The organism is Bordetella sp. MIP270_01_BMS, assembly GCF_054958705.1.
In genome coordinates this window covers 569,200-591,402 of record NZ_CM143297.1, presented here as the reverse complement: position 1 = coordinate 591,402, position 22,203 = coordinate 569,200, and the positions used below count along the sequence as shown (strand labels likewise).

General features: G+C 65.4%; 10 protein-coding genes and 1 pseudogene. 10 read left to right on the top strand and 1 reads right to left on the bottom strand.

Annotation, left to right across the window (positions count from 1 at the left end; genetic code table 11):
• Window positions 1–8: 8 nt before the first annotated feature.
• The 6 genes and pseudogenes from treS (at window position 9) to treY (ending at window position 14,197) form a co-directional block, all read left to right on the top strand.
• Window positions 9–3,345: pseudogene (gene treS, locus ACV17W_RS02680) on the top strand (maltose alpha-D-glucosyltransferase).
• On the top strand, window positions 3,342–5,543 hold the full coding sequence (gene glgB / locus ACV17W_RS02675; protein ID WP_462594920.1) for a 1,4-alpha-glucan branching protein GlgB: 2,202 nt from the start codon (window positions 3,342–3,344) through the stop codon (window positions 5,541–5,543). The pseudogene treS and the gene glgB overlap by 4 nt, the downstream one beginning before the upstream one ends.
• Complete coding sequence (gene glgX, locus ACV17W_RS02670) at window positions 5,540–7,657, top strand: glycogen debranching protein GlgX (RefSeq protein WP_462594919.1); 2,118 nt, start codon at window positions 5,540–5,542, stop codon at window positions 7,655–7,657. The genes glgB and glgX overlap by 4 nt, the downstream gene beginning before the upstream one ends.
• Window positions 7,658–7,749: 92 nt before the next feature.
• Window positions 7,750–9,498 (top strand): malto-oligosyltrehalose trehalohydrolase, encoded by a 1,749-nt coding sequence (treZ, locus tag ACV17W_RS02665; RefSeq protein ID WP_462596436.1) that lies wholly within the window; start codon window positions 7,750–7,752, stop codon window positions 9,496–9,498.
• Window positions 9,495–11,591: a 4-alpha-glucanotransferase gene (gene malQ / locus ACV17W_RS02660; RefSeq protein WP_462594918.1), complete on the top strand. Its 2,097-nt coding sequence runs from the start codon at window positions 9,495–9,497 to the stop codon at window positions 11,589–11,591. The genes treZ and malQ overlap by 4 nt, the downstream gene beginning before the upstream one ends.
• The gene (treY, locus tag ACV17W_RS02655; protein WP_462594917.1) at window positions 11,588–14,197 is read left to right on the top strand and encodes a malto-oligosyltrehalose synthase; all 2,610 of its coding nucleotides are present in this window, start codon (window positions 11,588–11,590) and stop codon (window positions 14,195–14,197) included. Before malQ ends, treY begins: the two co-directional genes overlap by 4 nt.
• Here treY and ACV17W_RS02650 read toward each other — a convergent pair.
• On the bottom strand, window positions 14,159–17,209 hold the full coding sequence (locus tag ACV17W_RS02650) for a PAS domain S-box protein (RefSeq protein ID WP_462594916.1): 3,051 nt from the start codon (window positions 17,207–17,209) through the stop codon (window positions 14,159–14,161). The genes treY and ACV17W_RS02650 overlap by 39 nt on opposite strands.
• 270 nt (window positions 17,210–17,479) lie before the next feature.
• Between ACV17W_RS02650 and ACV17W_RS02645 the strand changes: the two genes are divergently transcribed.
• From ACV17W_RS02645 to ctaD, 4 genes are all read left to right on the top strand, one after another.
• Entirely contained in the window at window positions 17,480–18,250 is a 771-nt protein-coding gene (locus ACV17W_RS02645) for an endonuclease/exonuclease/phosphatase family protein (protein WP_462594915.1), read from the top strand.
• Window positions 18,247–19,455: a cardiolipin synthase ClsB gene (gene clsB / locus ACV17W_RS02640; RefSeq protein ID WP_462594914.1), complete on the top strand. Its 1,209-nt coding sequence runs from the start codon at window positions 18,247–18,249 to the stop codon at window positions 19,453–19,455. Before ACV17W_RS02645 ends, clsB begins: the two co-directional genes overlap by 4 nt.
• On the top strand, window positions 19,448–20,470 hold the full coding sequence (locus ACV17W_RS02635; RefSeq protein WP_462594913.1) for a lysylphosphatidylglycerol synthase domain-containing protein: 1,023 nt from the start codon (window positions 19,448–19,450) through the stop codon (window positions 20,468–20,470). Before clsB ends, ACV17W_RS02635 begins: the two co-directional genes overlap by 8 nt.
• 153 nt (window positions 20,471–20,623) lie before the next feature.
• Complete coding sequence (gene ctaD / locus ACV17W_RS02630; RefSeq protein ID WP_462594912.1) at window positions 20,624–22,201, top strand: cytochrome c oxidase subunit I; 1,578 nt, start codon at window positions 20,624–20,626, stop codon at window positions 22,199–22,201.
• The last annotated feature ends 2 nt before the right edge of the window (window positions 22,202–22,203 follow it).

Here is a 22,203-nt window from a genome sequence, read left to right as displayed (position 1 = left end):
GAGTACTTATGTCATCAGCATCATCTGCCCTGCCCCCGCATGACGAGACGCCCCTTTGGTACAAGGACGCGGTCATCTATCAGTTGCATATCCGCTCATTCTTCGATGGCAATAATGACGGCATCGGCGATTTCGAAGGCCTGACCGCCAAGCTGGACTACATTGCCAGCCTGGGCGTAGACACGATCTGGCTGCTGCCCTTCTACCCTTCGCCGCGGCGCGATGACGGATACGATATCGCCGATTACCGCGATGTGCATCCCGACTACGGCACGATCGCCGATGCGCGCCGTTTCATACGGGCGGCCCATGCCCGCGGCCTGCGGGTCATCACCGAACTGGTGGTCAACCATACCTCCGACCAGCACCCCTGGTTCCAGCGTGCGCGCAGGGCCCGCCCGGGGAGCGCGGCGCGCAACTACTACGTATGGTCAGACAACGATCAGGCGTACGCAGGCACGCGCATCATCTTCTGCGACACCGAGAAATCCAACTGGACGCGCGACCCTGAAGCCGGTGCCTACTACTGGCATCGCTTCTATTCTCACCAGCCGGACCTGAACTACGACAACCCGCAGGTGCTGAAGGAAATCCTCGCCGTCATGCGCTACTGGCTGGACATGGGCGTGGACGGCCTGCGGCTCGACGCCGTGCCGTACCTGATGGAACGCGAAGGGACCAACAACGAAAACCTGCCCGAAACGCATGCGGTGCTGCGCCGGATACGCTCGGTAATCGACGCCGAATACCCGGGCCGCATGCTGCTGGCCGAGGCGAACCAATGGCCCGAGGACGCCCAGGAATACTTCGGCAACGGCGATGAATGCCACATGTCTTTCCACTTCCCGCTGATGCCGCGCATGTACATGGCGATCGCGCAGGAGGACCGCTTTCCCATCACCGACATCATCCGCCAGACCCCCGAAATTCCGCCTGCATGCCAATGGGCGATTTTCCTGCGCAATCATGACGAGTTAACGCTCGAAATGGTCACCAGCGAAGAACGCGATTACTTGTGGAATGTGTACGCGGCCGACCAGCGGGCGCGCATCAACCTGGGTATACGCCGCCGTCTGGCGCCGTTGCTTGAACGTGACCGCCGCCGTATCGAATTGATGAACAGCCTGCTGCTGTCCATGCCTGGAACCCCGGTGCTCTACTACGGTGACGAACTTGGCATGGGCGACAACATACACCTCGGCGACCGCGACGGCGTGCGCACGCCCATGCAATGGTCGCCCGACCGCAATGGCGGCTTCTCGCGTGCGGACCCCGAACGACTGCCGCTGCCGGTACTGATGGGCCCCCTCTATGGCTACGAGGCCGTCAACGTCGAAGCCCAGCAGCGCGATCCGCATTCGCTGCTCAACTGGACCCGGCGCATGGTTGCCAAACGGCGGCAGTCCCGGGTGTTCGGGCGGGGGACGCTGCGCTTTCTGTATCCGGGCAACCGCAAGATCCTGGCCTATCTGCGCCAGGAAGCCGACTGCACCATACTGTGCGTGGCGAACCTGTCGAGCGCCGCACAGCCGGTTGAACTCGACCTGGCTGAATTCGCCGGCAAGGTACCGGTAGAAATGCTGGGCGACAGCCCATTCCCCGACATCGGTACGCTGCCTTATCTGCTGACGCTGCCACCGTATGGCTTTTACTGGTTCGACCTGAGCACCGACCATGCTTCGCCGGCATGGCACACGCAGGCGCCCGAGCAGATGTCCGACCAGCACACGCTGGTCCTGCGGGGCCGCGGCAGCTTCACGCTCACCGAGTCGTCACGGCGCGCTTTCGAACATGATGTGCTGCCGGAGTTCCTGCAGCGACAGCGCTGGTTCCCGGCCGAGCACCGCGTCGGCGCCGCAAGGTTGGCGGAGATGGCCACGCTGGCCGGCAAAGATGGAGAAATACCTGGTCACCGAGGTCGAGACGGGTACGGGCGACGCCCGCATACGCATGCATGTGCCGTTGGCGGCAAGCTGGCGGCCAGCCGGTCCGCAAGACTACGTCCTGGCCCGCATGCGCCGCGGCGCCGACCTGGGCGTGCTCACCGATGCGTCGCGCCATGAAGGTTATGTCCGCACCCTGCTGTCCGCCCTGCAGGCGGGCGCCGAACACCCCACGCAGACGGGCTCCGACGCTTCGATCTGCTTCCTGCCCGAGGCCGGACTGCGCAGCCTTGACCTTCCAGACGACGTGCCGCTGCGCTGGCATGGCGGAGAACAGAGCAACACCTCGGTCACCGTCGGCGACCAGGCCATTCTGAAGATCGTGCGCCGCATCGAATCGGGAATCTCACCCGAAGTGGAGATGTCCCGTCGGCTGACTCAGGCAGGCTACGCCAACACGCCTGCGCTGCTCGGCGAAGTCGCCCGGCGCGACGCCGATGGCTCGATGCGGACCCTGGCTTTGCTGCATGCATACCTCGTTCACGAGGGCGACGCCTGGACCTGGACCATGGATTACCTCAAGCGCGTCCTGGATGACGCCCTGGCGCGCAACGCAACCGTGGATGAATTCGACGAGATGCTTGCCGGCTACGCCACCGTGGCCGGGACGATCGGGCGCCGCCTGGCCGAGCTGCACAATGCGCTCGCTCAACCGGTCGATGACCCCGCCTTCAACCCCAAGCCTGCGGATGAAGAAGACGCCCGGGCGCGCACCGAAGCTATCGTCGAAATGCTGGATCGCGCCCTCGGTCTGCTGTCGCAGATCGAAGATACGCTCGACGCCACCACGCGCGCCTGCGTCATCTGGCTGCGTGAGCACCGCGACCGGCTGTCACGCCAGTTGGCCACCCTGGCGCAGGCCGAGGTCGGGGCGGCGCAAATACGTATTCACGGGGATTTCCACCTCGGCCAGGTGCTGCTGGCGCAGACCGATGCTTATCTTATCGATTTCGAAGGCGAGCCCGCCCGCCCGCTTGCCGAGCGGCGCACGCTCAGTTGCGCGCTGAAGGATGTGGCGGGCATGTTGCGTTCCTTCGATTACGCCGCCGCGACAGCCGGCCGGGCCGAGCTGCCCGGCGCCGTGGCCGCCGACATCGACTCGGGGTCGGCGGGTGAAAGCCTGCAGGACCGGCGCACCACCCTGCTCGCGCACTTCCGCACGCGCGCCAGTCAGGCTTTCCTGCAGAGCTACCGGGCCGCGGCGGCACCCGCGCTGAGCTTGCCTCCGGAGCGCGAACGAGCGCTGCTTCAGGCGGCGCTGATCGAAAAGGCCGCCTATGAAGTGTGCTACGAGGCCCGGTACCGGCCAGACTGGGTTGCCATACCGCTGTGCGGCCTGGCGGAACTGGCCCGCGGGGAATTGATGGCAAGCGCCATCGACAATGAGGAGCACCGTTCATGAGCAAGACGGCGAAGACCGATCGACCTGGCCTGGCACCTTCGGTGCAGGCGGCCCTGCTGGCAGGTGAATATGCGGACACGTTCGGCGTGCTGGGGCCACACATGGAGGACGGCCGAAATGTCCTGCGTGCGCTGCTGCCAGGCTCGACCGGCGTCGAAGCCCTGTTCGGCGACGGCGCCTCGTTGGTTCTGCCGCCCGTCGGCGACGGACTCTATGTCGCCGACATCACCGCCCATTGCCCGGCGGGCGCGCGCCCCTCGTACAGACTGCGGGTCAATTGGCCCGAGGGCATCGAAGAGCTGCATGACCCGTATTCATTCGGTCCGTTGCTCGACGACGAACACCTCGCCATGCTGGCGCAGGGCTCCTGGCTTTATGCAGGCCAATTGCTGGGCCCTCGCCACTGCGAGGTCGACGGCGTGCGCGGCGTGCGGTTCGCCGTATGGGCGCCGAACGCCAGGCGCGTCGCCGTCGTAGGCGATTTCAATGGATGGAACGGACTGCGCCACGGGATGCGCCTGCGCCACACCGCCGGCGTCTGGGAGATTTTCATCCCGGGCGTCGGGGCGCAAAGCCGGTACAAATACCAGATCTGGGGTTCCGATGGCGTGACGACATTGCGCGCCGATCCCATGGCGAGGCAGACGGAAGCGCCGCCCGCCACGGCGTCGGTGGTCCCGGATTCCGTTGAGTACAACTGGAATGATGCGGCCTGGATGGAGGGGCGCGCTGCGCGGCAGCGTCCCGACGCGCCACTGTCCATCTACGAGCTGCATGTGGGCTCCTGGCTGGGCGAGTCCGGGCCGGGGCCACTATGGGACCGCCTGGCCGACCGCCTGCCTGCCTATGCCAGGGCGCTGGGGTTCACCCACATCGAAGTGATGCCCATCATGGAGCACCCGTTCGGCGGATCGTGGGGCTATCAGCCGCTGGGCATGTTTGCGCCCAGCGCCCGGTATGGAAGCCCCGCGGATTTCGCCCGCTTCATCGACCAATGCCATGCCGCCGGCCTGGGTGTGATTCTGGACTGGGTGCCCGCGCACTTTCCCAATGACGCCCACGGGCTGGCGCGCTTCGATGGCACCGCTCTGTATGAATACGCCGACCCGCGCGAAGGCTTTCATCCGGACTGGAACACCCTGGTGTACAACCTGGGACGCAACGAGGTGAAGGCGTTCATGATCGCCAGCGCTCTGCATTGGTTGCGCGACTTCCACATCGACGGTCTGCGTGTCGATGCCGTGGCTTCCATGCTGTATCGGGACTATAGCCGCGGGCCTGGCGAATGGATCCCCAACCGCTACGGCGGCCGGGAGAACCTCGAGTCGGTGGAGTTCCTGCGAGAACTCAATACGGTCGTTGCGTGCGAATGCCCGGGCGCCATCACCGTGGCCGAAGAATCCACAGCATGGCCGGGGGTGACCGCACCCGTGACAGACGGAGGATTGGGCTTCGACTACAAGTGGAACATGGGCTGGATGCACGACACCCTGCGCTACATGCACCACGATCCCGTGCACCGCCGTTTTCATCATCACGACGTGACGTTCGGCATGATGTATGCGTATTCCGAGCGCTACATCCTTCCGCTTTCGCATGACGAAGTGGTGCACGGAAAGGGATCGCTGCTGGGCAAGATGCCTGGGGGCGACGTCGACCGGCTGGCACACCTGCGCATGTACTACGGCTATATGTGGGCACATCCGGGCAAGAAACTGGTGTTCATGGGCAGCGAAATCGCCCAGGAAAAAGAGTGGGATCACGATACGCCGATCGACTGGGGCCTGCTTGATGACCCTGCGCGCCGAGGCGTGCAGCGGCTGGTGGCGGACCTGAACCGCATCTATACCGAGTTGCCGGAGATGCATCGCCGCGATGCGGATCCCTCGGGGTTCGCCTGGATGGTGGGCGACGACGAGGCCAACAGCGTGCTGGCCTTCTTGCGCACCGACGGTCAACACCAGGTGCTGGCGATCTGCAACTTCACGCCGGTGGCCCGCCATGACTACCGGATAGGCGTGCCCACGGCCGGACGCTGGCGCGCCCGCCTCAATACCGACGATGCCGCCTATGGCGGCACCGGAATGGCCGGGCCCATTCTCGTCGAGACCCACGAAACGCCCGCCCACGGGCAGGCGCAATCAATATCGTTGACGCTTCCGCCGCTGTCGACGCTGCTGCTCAGACATGAAGGATGATCATGGCCAATTCCACGCAGTATCGCTTGAGCGCCGGCTCGCCCTACCCCCTGGGCGCGACGAGTGACGGCCTCGGTATCAATTTCGCTGTATTTTCGGCCAATGCGACACGCATCGAGTTGTGCCTGTTCGACGAGCAGGGGCGCAAAGAGCTGTGCCGGCTAACGCTGCCCGAATGCACCGATGAGGTCTGGCATGGCTACCTTCCCGACGCCCAGGCCGGCCTGGTGTACGGTTACCGCGCCCACGGCCCCTACGACCCCGCCAACGGCCATCGCTTCAATCCGCACAAACTGCTGCTGGATCCTTATGCGCGCAGGCTGACAGGTCCCGTGCGCTGGTCGGACGCGCTGTTCGGGTACCGCCTGCAGCATGCCAAGGCCGACCTGAGCATGGACCGCCGCGACAGCGCGGTAGCAATGCCCAAGGGCGTGGTGGTGGACGATTATTTCGACTGGGGGCGCAGTTCCCCGCCCGGCACCGCGTGGAACGACACTGTGATCTACGAAGTGCATCTGCGCGGCGCCACCATGCAGCGCGAAGACCTGCGCGCCCCGTTGCGCGGCACGGCGAGCGCACTGGCCGACCCCCGATTTGTCGATCATCTGCACAAGCTGGGCGTGACAGCCATCGAGCTGCTGCCGGTGCATGCCTTCCTGCAAGACCGCTTCCTGCTCGAGCGCGGGCTGCGCAACTACTGGGGCTACAGCACGCTGTCGTTCTTCGCGCCGGAACCGGCCTACGTGCCCCACGGCGGGCCCAACGAACTCAAGCAGGCCATCCGGCGCCTGCATGCGGCCGGCATCGAAGTCATCCTGGATGTGGTTTACAACCATACCTGCGAAGGCAGCGAACTGGGTCCGACGCTGTCGTGGCGCGGGCTCGACAATGCCAGTTATTACCGCCTCATTCCCGGGCAGGAACGGTACTACGTCAACGACACGGGATGCGGCAACACGCTCAACGTGTCGCACCCGCGGGTCCTGCAGATGGTGATGGACTCGCTGCGCCACTGGGCCACCGCCTACCAGGTGGATGGGTTCCGCTTCGATCTGGGCGTGACGCTGGGCCGCGAAGGAACCGGCTTCGACCCGGGCTCCGGATTCTTCGACGCCATTCTGCAGGACCCGCAGCTTTCGCGGCTGAAGCTGATCTCCGAGCCCTGGGATATCGGGCCGGACGGGTATCAACTGGGCCAGCATCCGCCCGGCTTCTCCGAGTGGAACGATCGTTTCCGCGACACGGTACGCCGCTACTGGCGCGGCGACGATGGAATGATCGGCGACCTTGCCGCACGGCTGGCCGGCTCGCGTGACCTGTTCGACCGGCGCCACCGGCACCCGTGGGCCAGCGTCAATTTTATTGCTTCCCACGATGGGTTCACGCTGCGCGACATCGTCAGCTACGAGTCCAGCCATAACGAAGCCAATGGCGAGAATGGCAACGACGGGCACTCCGAGAATTTCAGCGCGAACTGGGGCCATGAAGGGCCCACCGATGACGCCGATATCGAAAGCCTGAGGCGCCGGGTTCAGCGCGCCATGCTGGCCACCGTGCTGCTGGCCGATGGCACCCCGATGCTGCTGGCGGGCGATGAGTTTGGCAACAGCCAGGACGGAAACAACAATGCCTATTGCCAGGATGGGCCGATCAGCTGGCTGAACTGGGACGATCTCGAGCAGGATCCGGGTGCCGGACTGGCCAGTTACGCCTCGCGCGTGGCCGCCCTACGACGGGCCCACGCCAGCCTGCGCACGGCGCGGTACGGCGACGCAAGCCAGGAAGTGGTTCCTGGCGTCGCCTCGCTGTCCTGGTTCACCGAATCCGGCCAGCCCATGGACCCGCCGGCATGGGAAGACCCGGGGAGGCGCACGCTGGCCATGCGCCGCGCCGCCGCCGCAAGCGAATCGACCGCCGACATCACCCTGTTGCTGATGAACGCGGGCAATGACGCAGTGAGCTTCCAGCTGCCCGCCCCGGCTCTGCGTTGGACGCTCGAGATCGACAGTGCCCAGCCCGGACAGGCCGCGCGCCACCTCGAGGGCGAGACCGTCGAGGTGGTCGGACATAGTGTCGTCGTACTCGGTGCCAGCGAGAAGCGGAGCGCGTCATGAACTCCCGACCCACCCACACCGCGCCGGATGCCCGGCCCGCTGGTGCCCGGAACCTGGCCGAAGATGCCCTGCCCCAATTCGGCGCGCATTCCATGCCCGACGGAACGACGCGCTTTCGACTATGGGCGCCCTCGGCCCCGCCTACCCTCGCACTCGAGATCGAGGGCCTGGCGCCCATAGCGCTCGAGGTCGATGCTGAAGGATGGGCTGAGGCCCGGGTGGCTTGCGCGCCGGGCGCGCGTTACCGGTATCGGCTCGACGCGCATCGCACGGTGCCCGACCCCGCCTCACGGCTTCAGGCCGACGACGTGCATGGGGACAGCGTCGTCACTGGCCAGGGCGGCTATGCGTGGTCGCATCCGGACTGGGTGGGCCGGCCTTGGGAACAAGCCGTGATCTATGAGGCCCATCCCGGCCTGGGCGGCGGCTTCGCGGGACTCCAGCAGCGCCTGCCGCAACTCGCCGCCCTGGGCGTAACCGTGCTTGAGCTGATGCCCATCGCGGATTTTGCCGGGCAACGAAACTGGGGGTATGACGGGGTACTGCCCTATGCGCCCGACCGCAGCTATGGCACGCCGAATCAGCTGAAAGCGCTCATCGACGCCGCGCACGGTTTGGGCATCTGCGTCATGCTGGATGTCGTATACAACCATTTCGGGCCTGACGGCAATTACCTGTCGCAGTATGCGGAGGAATTCTTTCGCGACGATATCCAGACGCCATGGGGCCCCGCCATCGACTTCCGGCGGCCCCAGGTCTGCCGGTACTTCGAAGAAAACGCACTTTACTGGCTGACCGAGTACCGTTTCGACGGCCTGCGGTTCGATGCCGTTCATGCCATCGCCAATCCCGAGTGGCTGCCTCGGCTGGCGCACTACGTGCGCAGTCGCATTCCCGCTTCGCGGCATATCCATCTGGTACTGGAAAACGATGACAATCGGGCCTCGCTGCTCACCGAGGGCTTCGATGCCCAATGGAACGACGACGGCCACCATGTGCTGCATCACCTGCTGACCGGCGAGACCCATGGCTACTACGTTGACTATGCCCGCGAGCCGGCGGACCTGCTGGCGCGCTGCCTGGCCGAAGGTTTTGTCTATCAGGGACAACCTACCGTGCGGGACCCGCAGCGCAAGCGCGGCGAGCCCAGCGCAGACCTGCGGCCGACGGCTTTCGTCCTCTTCCTGCAGAACCATGACCAGACTGGCAACCGGGCATTCGGCGAGCGTTTGCGCACCCTGGTAGGCGGGCGGCCCGACGCCCTGCGCGCGGCCGTGGCGCTGCAGTTGCTGGCACCGCAGATACCGTTGATCTTCATGGGCGAAGAATGCGGGTCGTCAGCACCATTCCTGTACTTTACCGACTACAGCGACGCGGCCCTGGCCCAGGCCGTGCGAGAAGGCCGCCAGCGCGAATTCGACCTTGCGGCCCAGGCTGGCCAGGGCAACGCCGACCCGCTGCCCGATCCGAACGCCCCTTCGACCTACATGGCCAGCCATCCGTGGCCCGACGATCCCGAGGCCCAGCATTGGTTCGACTACTACCAGGCCTTGCTGGCAGTGCGCCAACGCATGATTGCGCCGCGTCTTGCGGGCGCCCGCAGCGAGGGAGCGTTCCCGCTCGGATCCTGGGCTGTCGCGGCTCACTGGCGCATGGGTGACGGCGCGCGCCTGTCGCTGTACGCCAACCTGGGCGCAAACGAAGTCGTCGTTCCCCACCTGTCTCCGCCCGGAGAAGACGCGATCTTGCTCTTCCAGAGTTGCGCGGGCGCCTGCGATGCGCTCATGAAGGGATGCGTGCCCCCGCATTGCACCCTGTGGCTGCTCGAGGAATCGCCATGACTGCCGCCCTTCGCGAGAATGCTCCCTTGGCCGAACTCGCCGCGGCGGCGGGTATTGCGGTCGATTGGGTGGATGCGCGCGGCGGGCCGCAAACGGTGTCCGACGATACGCTGCGGACCGTGCTGCAGGCGATGGGGATGCCTGCGACGACGTCCGCGCAGATTCGCGAAAGCCTGGACGCCGTGCGGCAGGAGGCGGCCGGCCCGCCGTCCCTGACCATCGCCGCTGCAGGCGAAACCTTGCGACTGCCAGGCGCGCGTGCGCGCCGCTATGTCATCCACTGCGAAAACGGCGACCAGATCGAAGGACAGGCAGGCGGGGACGACCGGGAGGTACTGATGGACGTTCCCGACTGTCCTGGCTACCACACGCTGGAACTCGATGGCCAGCCGTCGCGCCTGGCCATCGCGCCGGCACGGTGTCCGACGCCGGCACAACTGCTCCAGCATGATCCGCCGCGCGCCTGGGGCATGGCTGCTCAGATCTACAGCTTGCGACGCAGTGACTCCGACCATCCGTGCGCGGCCGGTTACGGTGACTTCGGCGCACTGCGCGAGCTTGCGGTGCAGGCCGCGCGGCTGGGCGCCGATGCCCTGGGCATCAGTCCCGTGCATGCCATGTTCAGCGCCGAGCCCGCGTCGTGCAGCCCCTACTCGCCTTCCAGCCGCCTGTTCCTCAATGTTCTGTATGCCGACCCCTGCGCGGTATTCAGCAACGACGAAGTCAGCGCGGCGCTGGCGGCCGTGGATCGCGATGCGCGCCGCGCTTCGCTGGAAAAGGCCTCGCTGATCGATTGGGACGCAGCCGGCCGTTTGCGGCTGGCCTTGCTGCGCAAGCTCTACGATGGCTTCGACCACGCGCCTGTCCCGTTGCGCGATGCCTATGCAAATTTTCGCCAGGCCGGCGGCGATGCCTTGCAGAGCCACGCCGTGTTCGAAGTGCTGCATGCGCGACATGGCAATGACTGGCGACACTGGCCGGACGCCTTGCGTGATCCGCGCTCGCCGCGCACCCATGGATTCGGTGCCGCGCACGAACGTGAAGTGGGTTTTCATATTTTCGCGCAGTGGCTGGCTCGCGCCAGTCTGTCGCGAGTCCAGGCCGATGCCCGCAAGGCCGGCATGCGGGTGGGCCTGATCGCCGACCTGGCCGTGGGCACCGACCCGCGCGGCAGCCACGCCTGGAGCCGTCAGGCTGACATCATCGAGGGCCTGGCCATTGGCGCGCCGCCCGACATATTCAATCCGGCTGGCCAGCAATGGGGCCTGGCGGCGTTTTCACCGAGGGCCTTGCAGCAGCACGGCTACGGAGCCTTCATCGAATTGCTGCGAGCCGTATTGGCCGACACGGGCGGCATGCGCGTAGACCATGTGCTGGGACTTGCCAGGCTCTGGGTCGTGCCGGACGGCGCGACGGCCGCCGACGGCGCCTACCTGCGGTACCCCCTGCGCGACATGCTGCGGCTGGTGGCGCTGGAGTCATGGCGGCATCGTGCATTGGTGGTCGGCGAGAACCTCGGTACGGTACCCGAAGGCTTCAACGATGAACTTGCGGCCCATGGCGTATTGGGTACCAGCGTATTGTGGTTCCAGACCGAATCCTTGCCCGAGGGCGCGTCTGCCGAATCCCAGCCGGGGTTTCTGCCGCCGGCGGCATGGCCCGACCATGCGCTGGCCATGCCGGATACCCACGACTTGCCCACGCTGCGCGGCTGGTGGGAAGGCCGAGACCTGCAGTGGCGGGACCGCTTGCATCGTGACGTTGGCGCAGCGGCCGCCGAGGCCGCCGTGCACAATCGCCGCTCGGCCATGTGGGAGGCCCTGCGCGCCGCCGGGCTGGCGCGCGCCGGCGAAGCGCCGGATGACGCGCCGGTGGCAGCCATGCTGGGCCTGGTGGGGGCCAGCCCCGCCCCGCTGATGCTGGCTCCGCTCGAGGACCTGGCCGCGCTGGCCGACCAGCCCAATCTTCCCGGCACGATCCGCGAGCACCCCAACTGGCGTCAGCGTCTGCCTGCCGTCAAACAGGGCTTGCTGCAGGAGCCTCGGCTGCTGGCCCGCATCGAAACCATCAAGGCCACACGGAGCAGATCATGACGCCGCGCGCCACTGTACGCCTGCAGCTGCACGCCGCATTCACCCTCCACGACGCACGCGCGCAAGTGCCTTATTATGCGCAGCTCGGCATCAGCCATTTATACCTTTCACCTGTTACCACGGCCTGCCCCGGCTCCACCCACGGCTACGATGTGGCGGACCACCGGCAGGTCAATCCCGAGCTGGGCGGCATCGATGCGCTGCGACGCCTGGTGAGCGACCTGCGCGCGCACCAGATGGGCTTGATCGTCGACATCGTGCCCAACCACATGGCCGCGCACACGTCCAATCCGTGGTGGAACGACGTGCTCGCCCACGGCCCCGATAGCCGCTACGCCGACTGGTTCGACATCGACTGGCAGCCGGCCGATCCAGCCCTGCACGGCAAGCTGCTGCTTCCCCAACTGGGCCAGGCCTACGGCGCCTGCCTGCGCAACGGGGATATCCGCCTGGTCTACGACCCGGACACCAGCGAGTATGTCATCGAGACCGGAGGTGCACGCCTGCCGCTCGCCGAGGGCACCCAGCCCGCGCAGTCGGCGCCCGGGGTGCCGCGCGACTCCCACGATCCGGGTTCCCCCGAAGGCCGCGAACGCCTGCACAGACTGCTGGAGCAGCAGCACTACCGTCTGGCATGGTGGCGCACGGCCGCAGACCAGATCAACTGGCGGCGTTTTTTCGAAGTCTCCTCTCTCGTCGGGGTCCGGGTCGAACGCGCCGAAGTCTTCGACGCGGTGCACGAGCTGACGCTTCAGCTGTATGCCGACGGACTGATCGACGGCGTCCGCATCGACCACGTAGACGGTCTCGCCGACCCCATCGGATACTGCGGGCAACTGCGCGCGGCCCTGCGATCCCGGGGCCAGGCGCGGCTGGCCGCCGACCTGCCGCGCGACCCTTACCTCATCGTCGAGAAAATCCTGGGTGCCGGCGAGGCGCTCGACGAGCGCTGGGACATCGACGGAACCACCGGATACGACTTCATGGACCAGGTGGGCGCGCTGCTGCACGACCCCGCCGCGGCCTCGGTGCTGGTCCAGGCATGGCAAGTATTGACCGGGGATTCACGCCGCGTCGGCCAGCAACTGGAAGCCGCGCGCCTGCGCATGCTTTCTCGCCACTTCGCTGCCGAACGGCGAGCGCTCGCGCGCGCGCTGCTGCAGGTGGCACGGCAAGATCTCGACACGCGGGACTGGAGCGAGGACGCGATCGACCGCGTGCTGACGCGGATGCTGGCAGCATTCCCGGTGTACCGCAGCTATGCCGGGCCTGCCGGGCGCAGCGCGGCGGATCAGACTTACTGCCAGGCTGCCGCCACCCGGGCGCAGCATCTGTCCGGACCTACCCTGACGCGAGCCGACCTGGAACTGCTGCGCCAGATCGACCATTGGCTGTCCGGGGAGGCGGGGCCGGGTGCGGCAGAGCTGGCGGTTCGCCGGTTTCAGCAACTGACCCCGCCGCTCGCCGCCAAGGCACTGGAAGACACACTTTTCTACCGCTACGGCCCCCTGCTCTCGCGCAACGAGGTGGGAGCGTCTCCCGAACAGTTTGCGTTGTCCACCGCTGACTTCCATCGCGCCTGCGCCGCCCGTGCCCGGCGTTTCCCGTCCGCCATGCTGGCCACGGCCACGCACGACCACAAGCGGGGCGAAGACGTGCGAGCCCGGCTGGCCGTCCTTTCCGAGATGCCGCTGGAGTGGCTGCGGCATGCGCAACAATGGCTGGGAGCGGATGACTCGGCGCCCGCGACGGCCGACCGCTACATGCTGCTGCAAACTTTAGTCGGTGCCTGGCCGCCGGGGCTGCAGGCCGATGATGCCTCGGGCGTGGAGGCATTCCTGGAAAGGGTGCGGGCGTGGCAGATCAAGGCCGTGCGCGAGGCCAAGCGGCATTCCAGCTGGACTGAACCGGATGAAGCGTACGAGGCCGCGTACGGCGCCTATCTGGATCGCCTGCGCGAACCGGCCGACTCCGGTGCGGCCCCGCTCGAGCAGATTGCCGATTTTGCCGGACGCATCACACCCGCCGGCATGGTGAACAGCCTGGTGCAGACCACGCTGCGGATGACGGTGCCCGGAATGCCCGACCTGTACCAGGGCACCGAATTCTGGGACTTCAGCCTGGTGGATCCAGATAACCGGCGACCCGTCGATCATGCCGCGCGAGCGGCTGCGCTGAGCAATACGTCCGCAGCCAGCCAGTTCGAAATCGCCGGCGGCCCGGGTTGGCCGGATGGTACCGTCAAACAACGCCTGATTCACTGTCTGCTGCAACTGCGCGCCGCGCATACCCTGCTATTCGATCACGGCAGCTATCTGCCGCTCTCGGTGCATGGCACGCAGGCCGTCCACGTGGTTGCGTTCGCGCGCAGCCACGGGGAACATCATCTGCTGGTGGTGGTGCCGCGGCTGTGCACGCTGAAACTGGCGGAGCCGGGCGCGGGCCCCGGCTTCTGGGACGACACGCGGCTGCGTCTGCCCGCGGGCCTGGCGCGCCTAGCCTGGCGCGACGTGCGCACGGGCGCCGTACAGCGCGCCGATGCGCATGGCTACCTCGAGCTAAGCGCCTTACTGTGCAGCGGCCCCGTCGGAATCCGGTTGGGCTGATGCCGACGGGCCCAGCCGTGCGGCCGGGCTGGCAGTCTGATTCTTCGCGAGCAGACGGCGCACGCGCCGCAGCATTTCGCCCAATGAGAACGGCTTGAGGATGACTTCCAGGCCCTCGCCTTGGAATTCGCTGCCATCGACGACGTTTTCGGCATATCCGGTCATGAACAACACGTTCAGCCCCGGATGGGATTCGCGGGCAATGTCCGCCAGCTGGCGCCCGTTCAGTCCCGGCAGGCCGACATCGGTCAACAACAGGTCGACCCGCGCCGCGTCGGCCAGCAGTCGCGCGCCCGCTTCGCCGTCGGCGGCGGCCAGAACCTGCACCCGCAGACTGGAAAGGCTCTCGCGAACCATTTCGCGGACATTGGTGTCGTCCTCGACAAGAACGATCACGGCCCCCGCCGGGAGGAATCCGGCATCGGCAGCGTCCTGGCCGGCAACCTGCACCTGGTCGGACGCCTCACCCGCATGGCGAGGCAGATACAGGCGTACCGAGGTCCCTTTGCCTTCGGTGCTTTCCATGGTGATCAGCCCGCCCGCCTGGCGCGCGAATCCGTAGATCATCGAAAGCCCCAGGCCCGTGCCCTCACCCAAGGGCTTGGTGGTAAAAAACGGCTCGAACGCGCGCGCCAGCACCTCGGGCGACATGCCGCAGCCCTGGTCCTGCACATGCACTTCGATAAACTCGCCCGGCTCGACGTCGGGATGCTGGCGCAGAAAATCGGCATCGAGCCGATTGTTGCGGGCTTCCACTGTCAGATGCCCGCCGTCGGGCATGGCGTCGCAGGCGTTGATCACCAGATTGAGCAGCGCGCTTTCGAACTGGTTGGCGTCGCACTTGACGATGTGCAGGTCGGGTTGCGAACGGCAGCTCAGCGTGATGCCTTCGCCCGTGTAACGCCGGAACAGGTCTTCCATCGACGCCAGGGTGATGGCCAGATCGAGCGGCTTCGGGTCCAGCGGCTGCCGCCGTGAAAAGCTCAGCAAACGCTGCGTCAGCCGAGCCGCCCGGCTGGTCGAATCCATGGCGGTGTTCACGAAGCGGCTGGCCTCTTGGTATTTGCCAGCTTCGAACTTGCGCTGAATCAGGTAAAGCGCGCCGCTGATCCCCTGAAGCATATTATTGAAGTCGTGGGCAATACCGCCGGTGAGGCGGCCCACTGCTTCCATTTTCTGAGCCTGCAGCAAGGCGGCTTGCGCCTGGCGCAACTGTTCGGCCTGCAGCTTGAAGTCGGTGTCATCGCGGCCAACGAGGTAGAAGTTGTCGTGCGCCCAGGAAACGGTCCAGGCTATCCAGCTGAACGTTCCGCGCTTGTTAAGCAGGCGGCACTCAATGTGGCGCGCCTTCTGGCCCTGATCTGCCGGCAGCGACAGACTTTTCCTGAAGCCCGGCAGGTCGTCACCGTGCACCAGGTCTTCCAGCGACATTCCCAGAAATTGTTCCGGTGTCCAGCCCAGAATCATGCGCACCGCGGGATTCACGCTCACGAAGCGCCCCCGCTCATTGGCCACCGCCAGCAGCTCCGGAGACAGGCGCCATATCCGGTCGCGCTCGGCTATGGCCGATTCCACACGCTGTTCGAGTACTCGCGCGTACTGCGAGCGCTCGATGGCGTCGCACAAGCGTTCGGCCACTTCCTCCACAAAGGCGATGTCGGGTCCCTTGAGGGGGTTGTCGCGATGCGGACGCACGTACAGCACACCTGAAGGCCAGCCCCAACGACGCAGGGGGATGGCAATGGCCATCGGCGTGGCGTCGCCGGCGGCGTTGGCCAGCAACGGCGGCAGGTACGCCGTGCGGCCGCTCTCATAAGCCTGCGCGCACTCGGGATTGATCTGCTCGGCAGTGAATGTCTCGCCCTCGGCCTGCGCCTGGTCGGACATCCAGTGCATCGCCGTCCGCGAGAGCGCGCCTCCGGCTCCGTACTCGAGCACGGCAACCACGCTGAGGCTCAGGTGCCGGCCCAGAGCCTCGCAGGCGACATGTTCAATATCCGACTGCTGATGAATCTCTCGCATCTGATCCACGAGCGACAGCAGAAAATTCTTGCGATGCTGGCCGGCCCACAGTTCGTCCTCGGCGGCCTTTCGGGCGGTGATGTCGAACACCAGCACAGTAATGCGTTCCGGCCCTTCCTTGTGAACGTGCGCCTCGTACCAGGCGTTTCGCCCCTGGTGCGGCGCGGCCAGTTCAAACTGCGTCGACGCGCCTGTCTCGACGACGTTGGCGAAGGTTTCCATGATCATGTCGGGCACCCCCGGGATCATCTCGCGCAGGGAATGCCCCAGGGTGTCTCCCGCCTGCAGCCCACTCTGCCGCTCAAAGGCAGGATTCACTTCCAGGAACCGGAAGTCGACGATCCGGCCGTCTTCGCCCCGCATGGCTTCGCTGAGGAAGAAACCTTCACGCATGCGCTGGAACATGCCGCGCCAGCGCTCGCTGCTTTCACGCAGCGCCTGCTCGGTACGATGGCGCTCGATCGCGAGCGCCGCCGTACGCGCCACCACGGCCATGGCGTCGATATCCTGCGGTGTCGGCATGTGCTCGACGCCGTAGTAATTGGAAAACACCCCGAGCAGCTTGCCGTCCGTGCCCTTGATAGGGGTCGCCCAGCAGGCCCGCAGGCCATGCGCCAGGGCCTGATCGCGCCAGGGTTCCCAGTTGGGGTGGTTGGCGATGTTGCCGACGTAGATGGGGGTATCCAGATACGCGGCCGCCCCCCACGACGCCGTGGTCGGCCCGATGGGCACTCCGTCGATTGCGGCCAGGAAGTCGGCAGGCAGGCTGGGCGCCACCAGGTGCCGCAGTCGTCCGCACTCTTGGTCGAAAGACATGATGGACGTGCGCAAATCCACACCTGATTGCTGCTCCACGGCTCGCAGTACGTAAGCCATCACCTCGGCCAGGGGCATGCCGTCGGCAATGCGCTGCAGCATCACCCGCTCGTCCTCAAGCCGGGCACGGGTTTCGGCCCAGGGATTGCGCACTCTATCTTGTTTGGTGAACATTCAGCCTCACACACACATACGGCCCAGGCCCGCGCTCGCTCGGGCGCTGGGCGCAGTATGCCCGACGACACGCCCGCACGGCTAACCCGCGCGACTCCGCTTCGACGCGCCGCTCAGCACGTGCCGTGCCCGGTACAGGCACTCCCTGGGAAAACGAGGGAATATTTTTCGTGTCCGGGTAAGAAATACGTTGCCTCCGCGATTCGCGCCCGGCCGGCCACCCCCCGGCACGCTTCTTGCATGAGCTTCGGCATGCCACTGGAGACCTCTATGCCCGGTCAGGAAGCGTCCGCTCGAGACGGCGCCATCGTCAAACTGCTGACGGTCAACGTACACAAAGGCTTCACAATATTCAATCGCAGCTTCATTCTGCACGAACTGCGCTCCGCGCTGCGCGATGCCCAACCCGACATCGTGTTTCTGCAGGAAGTCATCGGCAACCATCACCGGCATGCCAGGCGCCTGGCATCCTGGCCCGCGACGTCACAGTACGAGTTCCTGGCCGACAGCCTCTGGAGCGACTTTGCCTACGGACGCAACGCCGTGTATCCCGATGGCGACCACGGCAACGCCGTACTGTCGCGCTGGCCCATCGTGGAACACCACAATCACGATGTATCCATCGGCAAACATGAAAGCCGGGGAATGCTGCATTGCAAAGTCCGCCATCCATCCGCGGGGGGCGATCTGCACGTAGTCTGCGTGCACCTGGGCCTGCGCGAAACACATCGCCGCGCCCAGCTTGGACGCCTGTGCTCGCTGGTCCACGGAATTGAAGAAGGTGCCCCCGTGCTGGTGGGAGGCGACTTCAACGACTGGCGTCGCCGCGCGGGCCAGGCATTGGCGGCCTGTTCGATGCACGACGTGTTTCGCAGCGTCCTCGGTCGTGAACCGCGCACGTTTCCAGCCCGCTGGCCCATGCTGGCGCTGGACCGCATCTACGTTCGCAATGTCGCTGCAGCCCGGCCCGTGCCCCTCGCCTCGCGCGTCTGGCGCCACCTTTCCGATCACGCCCCGCTGGCGGCAGAGGTGAGGCTATGACGAGCGTATGGCGGCACGGCAATTCCGTGCACTTGCTGGAAAACGGCGAAGAATTCTTCCCCCGGGTGTTCGGCGCCATCCGGGCAGCCAAGAAAGAGGTGTTTCTTGAGACTTTCATACTGTTCGACGACGAAGTCGGGCGGGAGCTCAGGGAAGTGCTCATCGCGGCCGCGCAAAGAGGGGTCGAGATCGATCTCACCGTCGATGGATATGGCTCGGATTGCCTGGACGAAACATTCATTTCAGGGCTGACGGAAGCGGGTGTGCGCTTTCATATCTTCGACCCCCAGCCCCGCATTTTCGGCTTTCGGGTCAATGCGTTGCGGCGCCTGCATCGCAAATTGGTGGTGGTGGACGGCGAGATCGCCTTCGTGGGCGGCATCAATTACTCGGCCGACCATCTGGCGTCGTTCGGCCCGGAAGCCAAGCAGGACTATGCCGCTGAATTCCGCGGCCCCATCGTGGACGACATTCGTGCCTTTGTCCGCAATGTGGTCCAGCGCGGACGCCGTCGCCGCTGGGCATTGCGCCGCGGCGCCGCGCACGGCCCGACGGGCCAGGGCGCGGCGCTGTTCGTCACCCGCGACAACGACCGCCACAGCACCGACATAGAACGGTACTACCGTGCGGGATTCCGCACGGCCCAGCAGGACATCATCGTCGCCAATGCCTACTTCTTCCCGGGCTACCGCCTGCTTCGTGACCTGCGCAATGCCGCCCGCAGGGGCGTACGGGTCCGGTTGATCCTGCAAGGCGAGCCCGATATGCCCATTGCCAAGCTCGCCGCGCGAACCCTATACGACTACCTGATGTCGGCAGGCGTCCAGATCTACGAATACTGCGAGCGTCCTCTGCACGGCAAAGTCGCCTGCGTCGACGAAGAATGGGCGACGATCGGATCCAGCAACCTGGATCCGCTCAGCCTGTCCCTGAACCTGGAAGCCAACGTCGTGGTCCGTGACCGAGAGTTCACTTCAGCGCTGCGCGCGTCGCTCGAGCGCCTGATGCAACGTCACTGTCGCCGCATCGTGCCGCAAGAGGGGGTCAAGCGTGCCTTGCGCCGCCTGTGGTTTGGCGTGGCGGTTTTCCACGTCCTGCGGCATTTCCCCACCTGGGCATCCATTTTGCCGTCGCATGCGCCGCGCTTCGAACACATCGAACCCGCCCAGACTGCGGCGACTGCCAAAGAGAACAATCATGAATAAATTGCGCCGCCTGTTTCACCATTCTGCCTGGCGCGCGCTGCGCCGCTTCTGGAAACGCACCCGTCGCATCTGGACGGGTGTTTTCATGTTGGCCGCCATCGCGCTGCTGGCGCAATTGGCCCGCGACGTCGAATGGCAGGAGGTGTGGGGCATCCTGCGCAAAATGCCCAGGTCGGTGCTGATCGAAAGTGCCTGCCTGGTGCCGGTGGCATATCTGGCCTATACCTCCTTCGACCTGCTGGGCCGGGCCTATACCAAACACAAACTCAGCGCCGCCACCACGATGACGGTGGCCTTCGTCAGTTACTCGGCCAACGTGAATCTGGGCGCGCTGGTCGGCGGCGTCGGCCTGCGCTTCCGTCTCTACAGCAAGCTGGGCCTGCGGCTTTCCGTCATCTCGAAAGTGGTGGCAATGAGCATCTTCACCAATTGGCTGGGTTACCTGTGGCTTTTTGGTGTCTTGTTCGCCATGCATGAAACGCCGACCGCCTGGGACATGAGCCCGCTTCTACTGCAGCTGGCCGGGTTTGCCATGCTGGCTGTCGCAGCCGCCTATCTGGCGCTGTGCGCTTTCTGGCCCCGCCGCCATGTGCATGTAGCGGGCCGGCGGCTGCCCCTGCCCACCCTGCGAGTGGCCATTCTTCAATCTGTGCTGTCGGCCATCTGCTGGGGCGCCATGGGCGGCATCCTGTACCTGCTGTTCGAGCGCGAGGTGTCGTACGCCCTCGTCCTGGCCGCGTTGCTGCTCAGCAGTATCGCCGGCGCCATCGTCCACATACCGGGCGGCGTGGGCGTGCTCGAGGCGGTCTTCGTGGCCATGCTCGCCGGGGACGTGTCCAAGTCGCAGGTGCTGGGCACCCTGCTCGCCTATCGCGCCATTTACTACCTGGGTCCGTTGGCGTTGGCCACGATCCTGTACGCCATGCTCGAAGCCCGGCTGCGTAAAAGCGGCAAGGCAGGCGGCTCGGAAGTGCAATCGGAAGGCGTCGCCGGCAATTCCGGCGCAGCCAGCTGAGCGATACAGTACATGGCGTCAGGGTTTTCAGGATGTTGTCAGCGCCACGCGCGCTCAATAACCGAAGCCGTCATGCGATTGCCCTGGGCGCACTGATGTAAACCTGGCGCGCCAGCCGCGGCAGACCCTCCCATTTCTTTCGGGGATACGCCAATGAACACCCTGACCCACGATGCTCCCCACGGGCACGACCCGGCGCAAGGGTGGCGGCGCTGGCTGCTTGCCACCAACCATAAAGACATCGGGACGATGTATCTCATCTTCTCGTTCGCGATGCTGCTCGAAGGCGGCCTGCTGGCCTTGCTGCTGCGCACCGAGCTGTTCGAGCCCGGGCTGCAGTTCTTCCAGCCTGAACTGTTCAACCAGTTCACCACCATGCATGGCCTGATCATGATTTTCGGCGCCATCATGCCGTCGCTCGTCGGCTTCGCCAACTGGATGATACCGATGCAGATCGGCGCGGCTGACATGGCTTTTGCCCGCATGAACAATTTCAGCTTCTGGCTGCTGCCGGTGGCCGCCATCATGCTCACCGCCTCGTTCTTCGTACCCGGGGGTGCAACGGCCGCGGGCTGGACACTCTACGCACCGCTGTCCACGCAGATGGGCCCGGGCATGGATCTGGCCATCTTCGCCATCCACCTGATGGGGGCATCATCCATCATGGGCGCCATCAACATCATCGTCACCATCCTCAACATGCGTGCACCGGGCATGACGATGATGAAGATGCCGATGTTCTGCTGGACCTGGCTGATCACGGCGTTCCTGCTCATCGCCGTCATGCCGGTCCTGGCGGCCGCCGTCACCATGTTGCTGACCGACCGCCATTTCGGCACGGGCTTCTTCAATGCCGCCGCCGGCGGCGACCCCGTGATGTACCAGCACGTGTTCTGGTTCTTCGGCCATCCCGAGGTGTACATCATGATTCTGCCGGCGTTCGGCATCGTATCCATGATCGTCCCCGCGTTTTCCCGCAAGAAACTATTTGGCTACGCGTCGATGGTGTATGCCACGTCGGCCATCGCCGTGCTTTCCTTCATCGTGTGGGCTCACCATATGTTCGCCACTGGCATGCCGGTGGCCGGACAGCTGTACTTCATGTACGCCACCATGCTGATCTCGATACCGACCGGCGTGAAGGTCTTCAATTGGGTTGCCACCATGTGGCGAGGATCGCTCAGCATGCAGACGCCCATGCTGTTCGCCATCGGGTTCATCTTCGTATTCACCATGGGCGGCTTCACGGGCCTGATACTCGCCGTGGCTCCCATCGACATCCAGGTGCATGACACCTACTACGTAGTGGCCCATTTCCATTACGTGCTGGTGGCGGGCTCGCTGTTCGCGCTGTTCGGTGGCGCGTATTACTGGGTACCCAAGTGGACGGGGCGTATGTACAACGAGAAACTGGGCAAGGTCCACTTCTGGTCAACCATGATCTCGTTCAACATTACCTTTTTTCCCATGCATTTTCTGGGGCTGGCCGGCATGCCGCGTCGCTATGCCGATTATGCCGCGCAGTTCACCACCTTCCACCAGTGGGCCACCATCGGCGCGTTCTGGTTCGGCATTTCGCAGCTGCTGTTCCTGTATCTGATGCTGCAGTGCTATCGGGGCAAGGGCGCCGTGGCGGCGGCCAACCCCTGGGATGGTGCCGAAGGCCTGGAATGGACCGTGCCCTCGCCCGCGCCGCATCACACCTTCGCGGTCCCTCCCGACATACGCTGAGG